Here is a 12,264-nt window from a genome sequence, read left to right as displayed (position 1 = left end):
CCGGTCCGGACGTGCGGGTCCGGGCAGGCGGGACGTCGCGGACACGGGCTAGCCGGTGAGGACGCCGTCCAGGAACGGCTCGATCGCGACGCGCCACGCCTCGGGCTGGTCGTAGTGCACGAGGTGGCCGGCGTCGGCGACCTCCGCGTACTGGCCGCGGGGCAGGACGCGGACCATCTCCTGGGCCTCGGCGCGGCCCAGCTCGCCGTCGAGGCCGCGCACGACCAGCGCGGGGCACCGGACCTGCGCGAGCTCCTCCCAGTGCGCGTCGTACACCCACGTCTGGCGGGACTTGAGCATCTGGCGGGGTTCGAAGACGGGGCGCCAGCCGTCGGGGGACTCGTGCATCACCTCGGCGTAGAACTCGCCGCGGGAGGGGGTGCGGCGCTCCACCCAGGGGTCGTCCTCGCCGAACCACTTCCGGACGTCGGCGAGGGTGGCGAAGGGGGCGGGCCAGGCTCTGAACCAGTCCTCCCACTCGCGCTGCGAGGCGGCACCCAGTGCCGAGGCCCGCATGTCGCAGATGATCAGGGCGCGGACCAGGTCGGGGCGCTTGGCGGCGAGCTGCCAGCCGGTCAGGGCGCCCATCGCGTGGCCGATGACGACCGCCGGTCCGAGACCGAGCTGGTCGAGGGCGGCCTCGGCGTCCTCCACGTAGGCCTCACGGGTGTACTCGGCCTCCGGGGCCTTGTCGCTCTGGCCGTGTCCGCGCTGGTCGAGCGCGACGGCGCGGTGCCGCTCGGAGAGCCAGCGGGCGGTGGACGCCCAGTGCGAGGCGCGGCCCATCAGGCCGTGCAGTAACAGCACGCCGGGCGCCTCGGAGGCCCTCGGCTGGTCGGTCTTGGGAGGATCGGCGAACTCCCAGGCAGCGAGGCGTACACCGCCCGCTCCCGTCACGTCGATGCGCCGCACCATCGGTAATGGCACCCCCCTGGCTCGCTCGGACCCGCCCGCTCCCGCTCGACCCGGCCGGTCCACTCGTACCGCTTCCTGCCGCTGCTCCTGCTGGTCTGCTGCTCGGTGTGTCCCTGGGGTCTCTCCCGGTCCTCCCGCCACGACGCCACGTTATCGAATGGGGTTTCGAAACTGGCCTTTCCGGCCACAACACCCCTCGTTCGAGTGACCACCCCGGGGGATTGGCCGCCGCCCTCGCGGGGAGATCTTCAGCGGGGGGCGGACCGCTCGGGGAAACCGGTCCGAAGGGAATGACCCTGGGAGCTCGGGGCTCCGGGTCATGACGGGGGAGGACAGGCCCCGGCGCCATGCGGCGCCGGGGCCCTCTCCACGTCTGCGGCACATCCTTGCGCCCCCTCCCCGACCGCACACCGTCGCTCCCGGACACGGTCAAGAGCCCTCAGGTCATATGCCTCACGCGACAGCCTCGCACGCAAACGGTCCCGGCGCTGCGATTCCGCACACTGAATCTTGGTTTCGGCCAGCTCTCCCGGGCGTCACAACTGCCTCTGGCGTCCCAGCAGTTGGCGTGTCCGGTGGCGGGCAGGACGGCGGCCTGACGCGTCGCGCGGCGGGCACCCGGGTGCCGGCGTCGGGACCGGCGCACGCCGGTCCGTCGGCCGGCACCCGGGACCTGCCCCTCGCGGGTACCGGAGGCCCGGGAGCGCCGAAGGGAGCGGCGCGGCCCGGGAGGGCGGTGGGCCGGCCCGGAGGCCGGCGCCTGCGCGGGCGGGGTGTCAGCGCTTGGCGACGAACACGTGCGAGGCGACCTCGGACTCCAGCTCCGCGGCCTCGCCGCCGCTGCCCACCAGCACACCGCCCGCCGACTCGGTCACGCTGACCACGGAACCGGGCTGCACGCCCGCCCGCCGCAGCGTGTACATCAGCTGGGCGTCCGTCTGGATCGGCTCACCGATCCGCCGGACGACGACCGTCTTGCCGTCAAGACCCGGGTCCAGCTCGGCCAGCGAGACCATGCCGGCGTCCAGGAACGGGTCCGCGCCGTCCTTCTCGCCCAGCTCCTCCAGGCCCGGGATCGGGTTCCCGTACGGCGACTCGGTCGGGTGGCGCAGCAGCTCCAGGACGCGGCGCTCCACCGCCTCGCTCATCACGTGCTCCCAGCGGCAGGCCTCGGCGTGCACCTGCTCCCACTCCAGGCCGATCACGTCGACGAGGAGACACTCGGCGAGCCGGTGCTTGCGCATGACGCGCGTGGCCAGCCGCCGGCCCTCGTCGGTGAACTCCAGGTGCCGGTCGCTGGCGACCGCCACCAGGCCGTCGCGCTCCATGCGCGCCACCGTCTGGCTCACCGTCGGGCCGCTCTGGTCGAGCCGCTCCGCGATGCGGGCGCGCATGGGGACCACACCTTCCTCCTCCAGCTCGAGGATGGTGCGGAGATACATCTCCGTGGTGTCGATCAGTCCGGACATTCATGCCCCTTGATTAGCTCTGCCGGAGACTCGACATCCACCGGCGTGTGCGCTGGCCCTGAACTCAATTCTGACGCATAGCACTGACAAGCGTGCCTCGCCGTCGCAACCGCACGCTGCCGGATGCCCCGCGCGGGCCGCCGTCCCGGCATCCGGACGCCCGTCCGCACCCCGGCCGCGGCGCCCCGGCCCGCCCCGCAGGCCGTATTGACAGGGCACTGGTCCAGACCGCAACGTGATCCGCGACACGACGGGAGTACGGCCGCACCGGCGCACCGGTCCGGCCGCGCGCCCGCCCGGAGCCGACACCGCCCGGCACCGGGCCGACGCCGGCGGGACGTCCGGGACTTCCGAGCCGACGAGACTTCTAAGGGGCTTCGCCGATGAGCGACAGCAAGCTGGCCGGGCAGTTCTTCGACGCCGCGATCGGTCTGCTGCAGCGGGTGCGCGACGAGGGCGCCGCCGACATCGAGGCGGCCGGGACGCTCGTCGCCGACACCGTCACCGAGGGCGGCCGGCTCTTCGCGTTCGGCGCGGGCCACTCCTCGCTCGCCGCCCAGGACATCGTCTACCGGGCCGGCGGTCTCGCCCTGATGAACCTGCTGACCGTGCCGGGCGTCGTCGGCGTCGACGTCATGCCCGCCACGCTGGGCTCCGCCCTGGAGCGGGTCGACGGGCTGGCCGGCGCCGTCCTCGACTCCAGCCCGCTGCGCTCCGGCGACCTGCTGGTGATCATCTCGCTGTCCGGGCGCAACGCGCTGCCCGTGGAGATGGCGATGAACGCCCGCGCCCTCGGGGTGAAGGTCATCGGTGTCACCTCCGTCGCCTACACCACCGAGACGACGTCACGGCACGTCTCGGGCACCTACCTCAAGGACCACTGCGACATCGTCCTCGACTCGCGGATCCCCGTCGGGGACGCGGAGCTGACCCTGGACACCATCGAGGCACCGTTCGCGCCCGCCTCCACCGTCGTCACCACCGCTCTCCTCCAGGCCGTCATGGCCACCGCCGCCGGCGCCCTCGCCGACCGGGGCATCGAGCCGCCGCTGCTGCGCTCGGGCAACGTCGACGGCGGCCACGAGTGGAACGGCCGGGTCATGACCGAGTACGGCGACCGGATCTTCTACCGCCGCTGACCCGGCGCCCGCGGCCCGCGCGGCCCCGGCTCCCGAGAGGCCGGAGCCGCCCGGAAGGGCCCGCCGGGGCCGGGCCCGGCGGCTCAGGGCCGTGCGATCCGGTCCGCCAGGTCCAGGGCGGACGCGATCCGTACGGCCACGTCCTCCGCGTACCGCGCGTCGGCGCGTTCGAAGCGGCCGCGGCCCGCGCCGCGCAGGAACGTCACGACGCCCAGCGTCCGCCCGCGGCTGCGCAGCACCGTGCACAGGGAGTGCACCGCGTCCGGCGGCCACTGCCGGGCGAGCGCCCAGCCGCGCGCCTGCTCGGCGTCGGTCGTGCCCGCGCTGGCCCGCACCGATCCGGAGCGCTCCGCGCACTGCAACGCCGGGTGCCCGTCCGCGTACCTGACCGGCAGCCCGGCCTTGCCGGTCAGCAGGCTCGGCCCGGGGGCACCGGCGGGGGTCGCGGCGGCGCGGACGAGCCGCACCGGCACGTCGTCGTCCTGGAGGAATCCGCCCGCCACCCGGTCGACCAGGGCGTGGTCGGCGAAGCCCGCGAGGGAGAAGTCGAGGTGGACGGTGGCGGCCTCGCCGGGGTCCTCGCACTCGGCGGCGGCGCGCGCGGCACGGTGCAGTTGGTTGGAGCGGAAGCGCAGCAGCGCCGCCTCCTGCTCGGTCTGCTTGGCCTCCGTCACGTCCTGGAAGAGCCAGCCGACACCGAGCGGCACGGGCTCCTCCGCGAGCGGCGAGGAGAGCCGCAGGAAGCCGCTGCGCCAGCACCTGCGGGTGTCGCCCTCCGGGGTCCGCACGCTCACCCACATCTCGGCGGGGGCCGGGGGCGCGCCCTCGGCCAGGACGTGCGTGAGGGCGCTCTCCAGCTCCTCCACGCCCTGGGAGAGCAGTTCCCCGAGGGGGCGGCCGAGGACGGAGGTGCGGCCGGTGCCGAGAGCCTGCGCGGCGTGCGCGTTGACCACGGCGGGCCGCAGGTCGGCGTCGACGAGGACGACGCCCCAGCTGGCGTTCTCGAACAGGGCCTCGCTCAGGGCTATGGACCGTTCCAGGTCGATCTGCGCGTGGACCTCGCTGAAGGCGCAGTACACCCCGGCGGGCTTGCCGTCCGGGCCGCGTACGGCGGCGGACTGGGTGCGCACGAGGACGCGGCCGCCGTCCTTGGTGAGCAGCGCGAACTCGTGGACCTGCCGGCCCGGCGCCTCCATCGCGGACAGCAGCCGGGTCTCGACCTCCTCGGCGTCCGCGGTCCGCACCGCCCAGCCCGCGAACCCGTGCCGCCCGACCGCCTCGGCGGCGGTCCAGCCCAGGATGCGTTCGGCCTCGCGGTTCCAGTGCGTCACGACTCCGTCGGCGTCGAACGCGCACAGGGCCGCGTCCATGCCGTCCAGCAGCGCGGCCAGGAGATCCGAACCGTCCCGCTCGGGCTCGTCGGGCCCCAGCTCGTCGGTGGTCCCACTACGCCGGGAAGCACTCACCTGGACCCCCTGCAGGCTGCGTCCGCGTGTACGGCTCGACAGTTCGCTCGCCGACTCTCATTCAACTCGAACGTGACCCAGCCCACAGCTACTTCCCCGAAGATTGGACGAAATCGTTGCACCCCGGATTCCCGTCCCGCCCGTCCCAGCAGCCCCCGGCCCACCTCGCGGGACAGCCCCGGCCCACCGGGCTCACGACCCTGGACGCCCAGCTCAGCACGTTGCGCAGCACGCTCTGTCACCACCGTCACCCTCCTCGACGTTCCCGCCGCCTACCCACCGCGCCGGCGGCTAACGGGGCCGTCCCGGACCTGTTCCGATAAATGGGTTGAGCGTCCCCCGATGTGTTCCTAAAGTGATCTGCACGTAGGAGAGGAGGTGGTTCGGCTCATGACGGAAACCCGGACAGACGAGGTGGCTGCGGGCTAGCGGCCCGTTGTCGGACTCGGTTCGGCGCCGGACCCGCATGTGTGTTGTGCATGCAGCCGGCCCAATCCAACGCAGTCACCCGACCCGCGAACTCGCCGGTACGTCCGGCCCGGCTCCCCCGCCGTCAGGCGCAGGGAACCCGAGTTCGCGGGTCGTTCGCGTTCCCGGGATGACGCCTTCGGCCGGGGCCGCGCCCGGTTCCGCGCGTACGGGCAGGCGGAGTGACGCGGGCCACTGGTGGATCGGGTGGGGCGCAGTACGCTGTGCGCATGCTTCCGATGCTCGTCCGACGCCGACACGTGGACTACGTGCGCGTCACGAGCATGGGCTGTCGGCCTTCCGCCTGACCCAGCCCCCGTTTTCGCCGCGCCGCTTGCGCTGCTCGCACCGCCTCTTCCTCCACCTGGCACCCGTGGCCCCCGCCCCACCCCCGGCGGCCGCCCGGGCACCCGTACACCCCCGCGGACGCATCCCATGACGACGAACACGTCTCTGCCGAACCCGACGCCCCGCCTCAGCCGGCCGGCGTTCCCCTCCTACCAGCAGCTCCCGATCATCGACCTGTCCGCCGCCGACCGCGGCCCGCAGGCCCGGGCCCTGCTGCACGCCCAACTCCACAGCGCCGCCCACGACGTGGGCTTCTTCCAGCTCACCGGGCACGGTGTCACCGACGCCGAGACGCGTGCGCTGCTCGACGCCATGCACCGGTTCTTCGCCCTGCCCGAAGCCGACCGGCTCGCCCTGGACAACACCGGCTCCCCGCACTTCCGCGGCTACACCCGCACCGGCGACGAACGCACCGGCGGGAGCCGCGACTGGCGCGACCAGCTCGACATCGGCGCCGAGCGGCCCGCCCGCGCGCCCGGGCCCGGCGAGCCCGCGTACTGGTGGCTGGAGGGCCCCAACCAGTGGCCCGCCGCCCTCCCGGAGCTGCGCACCGCCGCTCTCGCCTGGATCGACCGGCTCAGCGCCGTCGCCGAACGCCTGCTGCGCGAACTGCTCACCGCGATCGGCGCCCCCGCCGGCTTCTACGACCCGGTGTTCGGCGACCACGCCCACCCGCACCTGAAGCTCGTCCGCTACCCCGGCAGCGCTTCCGACGGCGCCGACCAGGGCGTGGGCGCCCACAAGGACTACGGGTTCCTGACCCTGCTCCTCCAGGACCAGGTCGGCGGCCTCCAGGTGCAGCGGGCGGACGGCCTCTTCCACGAGGTGCCGCCCCTGCCGGGAGCCTTCGTCGTCAACCTCGGCGAACTCCTCGAGGTCGCCACCGACGGCTATCTGCTCGCCACCAACCACCGCGTGGTCAGCCCGCCCGGCGCCACCGAACGGTTCTCCGTGCCGTTCTTCTACAACCCGCGCCTCGACGCGCGCGTCGAACCGCTGCCCTTCCCGCACGCCTCCGCCGCCCCCGGCGTCACCGACGACCCCGCGAACCCGCTCTTCGCCGAGTACGGCTTCAACGAGCTCAAGGGCAAGCTGCGCGCGCACCCGCTGGCCGCCGCCCGCCATCACGCGGAGCTCCTCACCCCCGCGTGACGGCCGACGGCACCGTGGACCGGCTCCCGCGGGAGCCGGTCAGCGGGCGATGTCCCCGTAGCCCTCGATCTCCTGCGGGCCGCGCGTGCCGGGGCCCACGTAGGTGGCGGAGGGCCGCACCAGGCGGCCGGTGCGCTTCTGCTCCAGGATGTGCGCCGACCAGCCCGCGGTACGGGCGCACGTGAACATCGACGTGAACATGTGCGCCGGGACCTCCGCGAAGTCCAGGACGATGGCCGCCCAGAACTCCACGTTCGTCGCCAGGACCCGGTCCGGGCGGCGGGCGTGCAGCTCGGCCAGGGCGGCCTTCTCCAGCGCCTCGGCCACCTCGAAACGGGGCGCGCCCAGCTCACGGGCCGTCCGGCGCAGGACGCGGGCCCGCGGGTCCTCCGCCCGGTACACGCGGTGCCCGAAGCCCATCAGACGCTCGCCCTTGTCGAGGGCCTGGCGGACGTAGGCCTCGGCGTCACCGGTGCGCTCGATCTCCTCGATCATGCCGAGGACCCGGGAGGGCGCGCCGCCGTGCAGCGGACCCGACATGGCCCCCACCGCACCGGACAGCGCCGCCGCCACGTCCGCGCCCGTCGAGGCGATCACCCGCGCGGTGAACGTCGACGCGTTCATGCCGTGCTCGGCGGCCGACGTCCAGTACGCGTCGACCGCGGCGACGTGCTTCGGGTCGGGCTCGCCGCGCCAGCGGATCATGAACCGCTCGACGACGGACTGCGCCTTGTCGATCTCGCTCTGCGGAACCATCGCGTGGCCCTGCCCGCGGGCGGACTGGGCGACGTAGGACAGCGCCATCACGGCGGCGCGCGCGAGGTCCTCGCGGGCCTGCCGCTCGTCGATGTCGAGGAGCGGTTTGAGGCCCCAGACGGGCGCGAGCATGGCGAGCGCGGACTGCACGTCGACACGGATGTCGCCGGAGTGGACGGGGATCGGGAACGGCTCGGCGGGCGGCAGGCCGGGGTTGAAGGCCCCGTCGACGAGGAGCCCCCACACGTTCCCGAAGGAGACGTGGCCGACCAGGTCCTCGATGTCGACGCCCCGGTACCGGAGTGCGCCGCCCTCCTTGTCCGGTTCGGCGATCTCCGTCTCGAACGCGACGACTCCTTCGAGTCCGGGTACGAAGTCGGACATCAGGCGGCTCCTCGTGACGTGTTCGGCAGATGGTGTTGTCGGGGCGCGCACGCCCCTGTCCCACCGGGTGGGTGCCGGTCGGCGGTCGTGCGGTCCGCACAGCGGATCCACGGTCGTTTCCGAAGACTCTCGAATGCTCTTCGAAGAACCCTCGCCGACTCGCGGTCCGAAGCGGACACCCCGGTCATGCCCCGTGCGGCCGGTCATCCAACCGGAACGGCCCCAGCACGATATCTCCGGGTGCCTGCTTTGGGGAGAGCCCGCGGCACTCAGTGCCACCACGTGACGAAGCACACCCGCCCCCGGGAGCCGCCCCGCATACGGCAGGATGGCGGCGTGAACGATCGTTTCCCGGACGAATCCGCAGCCGAACCCCTCATCCGCCGCGCCGCCGAGACGGCCGAGGGCCTCGACGAGAGCGACCTCGCCCCGGACCCCGCCGCGATGCGCGCCCACTACCGCGCCGAGGGCCTCGACGAGAGCGACCTCGCCCCGCACCCCATGGAGCAGTTCGCCCGCTGGTTCCGGCAGGCCGCCCAGGCGGCCCTGCGCGGCTTCGTCCACGAACCCAACGCGATGGTCGTCTCCACCGCCGACGCCGACGGCCGCCCCAGCTCCCGCACCGTCCTGCTCAAGCAGTACGACGAACACGGCTTCGTCTTCTACACCAACTACGGCTCCCGCAAGGCCCGCGAACTGGCCGAGAACCCGTACATCTCGCTGCTGTTCCCCTGGCACCCGCTCGCCCGGCAGGTCATCGTCACCGGAACGGCCCGCCGCACCGGACGCGACGAGACCGCCGCCTACTTCCGCACCCGCCCGCACGGCTCCCAGCTCGGCGCCTGGGCCAGCACCCAGTCCACCGTCATCGACTCGCGCAGCGAACTCGACTCCACCTACGAGGAGTTGAGCGCCCGCTACCCCGAGGGCGAACAGGTGCCGGTGCCGCCGCACTGGGGCGGATTCCGGATCGCGCCGCAGAGCGTGGAGTTCTGGCAGGGCCGCGAGAACCGCCTCCACGACCGGCTCCGCTACGTCGCCGAGACCGACGGCAGCTGGCGCCGCGAACGCCTCAGCCCCTGAACGCCCCTGAACCCGTACGACCGGACGGGTCCCTGCGAGCGGACGGGACCGGACGACGGACGGGCCCCTGCGACCGGCGGGGCCGGACGACGGACAAGCCCGGACCACGGACGGGTCCGACGACCGGCACGCCGGCTCCGGTCCACGGAGATGCCGCGAGGCCGCGGGCCGTCAGCCCAGGGCCTCGTCCACGATCACGCCCCACTGCGCCACCACCCGCTCCCGGCGCGCCCCGTCGTCCGTGAGCAGGTTCGCCAGGCCCAGACCCCGCGCCATGTCCAGCAGACCCTGCACCGTCTCCCGCACCCCCGGCCGCGACTCGTCCGCGCCCAGCAGATCCACCGCGATCCGGTGACTCTCCCGGCCGACCCGGGCCTCCAGCTCGGTGACCCGCGCCCGCAACTGCTCCTCGTCGGACGCCGCCACCCACAGATGCAGCGCCGCCCGGAACAACGGCCCCGTATAGAGACCGACCAGCGCCGCGACCACGGCCCGCCGGTCGGCCGCGCCCTCCGGGAACAGGGCGCGCAACGCCGTCGACCGCTCCTCCGCGACATACTCCACCGCCGCCGTGAACAGGTCCTCCCGCGTCGGGAAGTGATGCTGCGCCGCCCCCCGCGACACACCGGCCCGCTCCGCGACGACGGACACCGTGGAACCCGCCCAGCCGTACTCGGCCAGACACGCCACCGCGGCGGCCAGCAGCCGCTGCCGGGTCGCCCGGCTGCGGTCCTGCTTCGGCTCGTGCGGCACCCGAGCCGCGGGCTCCGCCGCGCTCACACCACCCATGCGGGATCCCGTCGTTCGAGGAAGGCCGACATCCCCTCGCGCGCCTCGGCCGAGGAGAACAGCCGGGCCGAGAGCGCGGTCAGATCCGCCGCGTCCCGGTCGAAGGCCTCCAGCACCTTAGCCGTGAGCAGCGCCTTCGTCTCCGCGAGACCCTGCGGCGACGACCGGCGCAGCCCGTCCAGCAGCGGCGCCAGCACGGCGTCCACCTCGTCACCGGCCGCCGTCAGCAGCCCCGCACGGACCGCCTCCGCCCCGTCGAACCGCTCCCCCGTCAGGTAGTAGCGGGCCAGCACCCGCGGATCGCAGCGCGGCAGCAGCGGCAACGAGATGACCGCCGGGGCGACCCCGATCCGCACTTCCGTGAACGCGAACGTCGCCGCCCCGCCCGCCACCGCCAGATCACACGCACCGAGCAGCCCCAGACCACCCGCCCGCACATGACCCGCCACCCGCGCCACCACCGGCTTGCGCAGCGCCACGATCCGCCGCAGCAGCCCCACCAGGGCGTCCGGATCCGGCGGGTCCCGCAGATCGGCGCCCGCACAGAACGTGTTCCCGGTGTGCGTCAGCACCACCGCGCGCACCGCGTCGTCCTTCTCGCACGCCACCAGCGCCCCGGCCAGCTCACCCACCAGCACCGCCGACAGCGCGTTCCGGTTCGCCGGCGCGTCCAGCGTCAGCGTCGCCACCGCACGCTCGTACCCCACCACGACCACCGTCACGACCGCCCCCGCAGCTCACGGCGCAGGATCTTCCCCGACGCCGCCCGCGGCACCCCGTCGAGGAACGTCACCCGCCGCACCCGCTTGTACGGCGCCACCCGCTCCGCGACGTACATCATCACCTCGCCCTCCGACAGGTCCGGCGCCGACGGCTGCCGCACCACGAACGCGTGCGGCACCTCGTTGTGGTCCTCGTTGTAGGCCCCCACCACCGCCGCGTCCGCTATCCCCGGATGCGTCAGCAGCAGTGCCTCCAGCTCCGCCGGAGCGACCTGGAAGCCCTTGTACTTGATCAGTTCCTTCACCCGGTCCACCACGAACAGCCAGCCGTCCGCGTCCACATGACCGACATCCCCGGTGTGCAGCCAGCCGTCCGCGTCGATCATCGCCGCCGTCGCGTCCGGCCGCCCCAGATAGCCCTTCATCACCTGCGGACCCCGGATCACGATCTCCCCCGCCTCACCGACCCCCAGATCCCGGCCCGGCTCCTCCAGCGACACGATCCGCATCTCCGTACCCGCGATCAGCTTCCCCACCGTCCCCGCCGGAGGATCCACCGCGTCCAGCGGAACGACATGCGTCCCCGGCGACAACTCCGTCATCCCGTACGCCTGACCCACCGGCGGCAGCCCCAGCCGCGCCGAACACGCCGCCGCCAGACCCGCGTCCAGCGGAGCCGCCGAACAGATGATGTACCGCAACGACGACAGGTCGTACTCCGCGACCGCCGGATGCTTCGCCAGCGCCAGCACGATCGGCGGCGCCACGTACAACGCCGTGATCCGATGCTCCTGGATCGCCCGCAGGAACTGGTCCAGCTCGAACCGCGGCAGCACCACCACCGTCGCGCCCTGCCGCAAAGGCGCGTTCATCAACGCCGTCAGACCATAGATGTGGAAGAACGGCAGCACCGCCAGCACCCGCTCCCCCGCCTCCATCGGGATCAGCGGCGACAACTGCGCCAGATTCGTCCCGATCGAACGGTGCGTGAGCATCACCCCCTTCGGCACCCCCGTCGTCCCCGACGAGTACGGCAACGCCGCCACGTCCACCGCCGCGTCGATGACCACCTCCGGCTCCGGCGCCGAACCACCCAGCAGCTCCGCCAGCGAACGCACCCCCGGCGCCCGGTCGCACACGAAGATCTCCCGCACCCCGCCCGCCAGTTCGGCCGCCCGCCGCGCCACCTCCAGCAACGGCGACACCGTCACCACCCACCGCGCCGAACAGTCCCGCAACTGCTTCGCGAACTCCTCCGGCGTCGCCAGCGGATGCACCGTCGTCACCGACGCGCCCGCCCGCGTCGCCCCGTAGAACACCGTCGGGAACGCGATCGTGTTCGGACTGTGCAACGCCAGCACATCCCCCTTGCGCAGCCCCGCCTCCACCAGAGCGGCCGCCAACCGACGATGGAACAGGTCGAGTTGCCCGTACGTGAGCGTCGTGCCGTCCACACCGTCGACCAGCGCCGGCACCTCACCCCACTCACCGGCACGACCGAGCACCGCCTCGTGGATCGGCTCCTCGACCGCCGGAACATCTGCGTACTCGCTGCGGAACACAGTTCCTCCTA

The 12,264-nt window shown here is 73.3% G+C and carries 10 protein-coding genes; 3 read left to right on the top strand and 7 right to left on the bottom strand.

Going from position 1 to position 12,264, the window contains the following annotated elements:
- Window positions 1-48: 48 nt before the first annotated feature.
- Together OG406_RS22635 and OG406_RS22630 are read right to left on the bottom strand one after the other, a co-directional pair.
- On the bottom strand, window positions 49-915 hold the full coding sequence (locus OG406_RS22635) for an alpha/beta fold hydrolase (RefSeq protein ID WP_266847894.1): 867 nt from the start codon (window positions 913-915) through the stop codon (window positions 49-51).
- 776 nt (window positions 916-1,691) lie between these two features.
- Window positions 1,692-2,384 carry a metal-dependent transcriptional regulator gene (locus tag OG406_RS22630; protein WP_081217872.1) on the bottom strand — a complete coding sequence of 231 codons (693 nt, stop codon included), beginning with the start codon at window positions 2,382-2,384 and terminating at the stop codon, window positions 1,692-1,694.
- 383 nt (window positions 2,385-2,767) lie between these two features.
- Between OG406_RS22630 and OG406_RS22625 the strand changes: the two genes are divergently transcribed.
- Window positions 2,768-3,523 carry an SIS domain-containing protein gene (locus OG406_RS22625; RefSeq protein ID WP_329187437.1) on the top strand — a complete coding sequence of 252 codons (756 nt, stop codon included), beginning with the start codon at window positions 2,768-2,770 and terminating at the stop codon, window positions 3,521-3,523.
- Window positions 3,524-3,606: 83 nt separating this feature from the next.
- Here OG406_RS22625 and OG406_RS22620 read toward each other — a convergent pair whose 3' ends face one another.
- On the bottom strand, window positions 3,607-4,989 hold the full coding sequence (locus tag OG406_RS22620; protein WP_266614629.1) for a PAS domain-containing protein: 1,383 nt from the start codon (window positions 4,987-4,989) through the stop codon (window positions 3,607-3,609).
- A 903-nt stretch (window positions 4,990-5,892) separates the two neighbouring features.
- On the opposite strand from OG406_RS22620, the gene OG406_RS22615 reads away from it, so the two are divergent.
- Window positions 5,893-6,957 (top strand): isopenicillin N synthase family dioxygenase, encoded by a 1,065-nt coding sequence (locus OG406_RS22615; RefSeq protein ID WP_329187435.1) that lies wholly within the window; start codon window positions 5,893-5,895, stop codon window positions 6,955-6,957.
- A 39-nt stretch (window positions 6,958-6,996) separates the two neighbouring features.
- Here the strand turns inward: OG406_RS22615 and OG406_RS22610 are convergent, their stop codons facing one another.
- Complete coding sequence (locus tag OG406_RS22610; protein WP_266847891.1) at window positions 6,997-8,097, bottom strand: citrate synthase 2; 1,101 nt, start codon at window positions 8,095-8,097, stop codon at window positions 6,997-6,999.
- 444 nt (window positions 8,098-8,541) lie between these two features.
- Between OG406_RS22610 and pdxH the strand changes: the two genes are divergently transcribed.
- Window positions 8,542-9,180 (top strand): pyridoxamine 5'-phosphate oxidase, encoded by a 639-nt coding sequence (gene pdxH / locus OG406_RS22605; RefSeq protein WP_329190926.1) that lies wholly within the window; start codon window positions 8,542-8,544, stop codon window positions 9,178-9,180.
- Between the two features lie 171 nt (window positions 9,181-9,351).
- Here the strand turns inward: pdxH and OG406_RS22600 are convergent, their stop codons facing one another.
- The 3 genes from OG406_RS22600 to OG406_RS22590 are packed head-to-tail and all read right to left on the bottom strand — an operon-like array spanning window position 9,352 to window position 12,253.
- Window positions 9,352-9,969, bottom strand: coding sequence for a TetR/AcrR family transcriptional regulator (locus OG406_RS22600; RefSeq protein WP_081217877.1), 618 nt, complete (start codon window positions 9,967-9,969; stop codon window positions 9,352-9,354).
- Entirely contained in the window at window positions 9,957-10,691 is a 735-nt protein-coding gene (locus tag OG406_RS22595) for an enoyl-CoA hydratase family protein (RefSeq protein WP_329187432.1), read from the bottom strand. The genes OG406_RS22600 and OG406_RS22595 overlap by 13 nt, the downstream gene beginning before the upstream one ends.
- Window positions 10,688-12,253 (bottom strand): 4-coumarate--CoA ligase family protein, encoded by a 1,566-nt coding sequence (locus OG406_RS22590; protein ID WP_164369286.1) that lies wholly within the window; start codon window positions 12,251-12,253, stop codon window positions 10,688-10,690. Before OG406_RS22590 ends, OG406_RS22595 begins: the two co-directional genes overlap by 4 nt.
- Window positions 12,254-12,264 lie beyond the last annotated feature (11 nt).

Source organism: Streptomyces sp. NBC_01428, from assembly GCF_036231965.1.
Taxonomy (GTDB): Bacteria; Actinomycetota; Actinomycetes; order Streptomycetales; family Streptomycetaceae; genus Streptomyces.
This window is presented reverse-complemented; position numbering and strand designations above follow the sequence as displayed.

Excerpts from the sequence above, each read along its gene's own strand:
- OG406_RS22635 (WP_266847894.1), bottom strand. The coding sequence starts at position 915 with ATGGTGCGGCGCATCGACGTGACGGGAGCGGGCGGTGTACGCCTCGCT.
- OG406_RS22630 (WP_081217872.1), bottom strand. The coding sequence starts at position 2,384 with ATGTCCGGACTGATCGACACCACGGAGATGTATCTCCGCACCATCCTC.
- OG406_RS22625 (WP_329187437.1), top strand. The coding sequence starts at position 2,768 with ATGAGCGACAGCAAGCTGGCCGGGCAGTTCTTCGACGCCGCGATCGGT.
- OG406_RS22615 (WP_329187435.1), top strand. The coding sequence starts at position 5,893 with ATGACGACGAACACGTCTCTGCCGAACCCGACGCCCCGCCTCAGCCGG.
- OG406_RS22610 (WP_266847891.1), bottom strand. The coding sequence starts at position 8,097 with ATGTCCGACTTCGTACCCGGACTCGAAGGAGTCGTCGCGTTCGAGACG.
- pdxH (WP_329190926.1), top strand. The coding sequence starts at position 8,542 with ATGCGCGCCCACTACCGCGCCGAGGGCCTCGACGAGAGCGACCTCGCC.
- OG406_RS22600 (WP_081217877.1), bottom strand. The coding sequence starts at position 9,969 with ATGGGTGGTGTGAGCGCGGCGGAGCCCGCGGCTCGGGTGCCGCACGAG.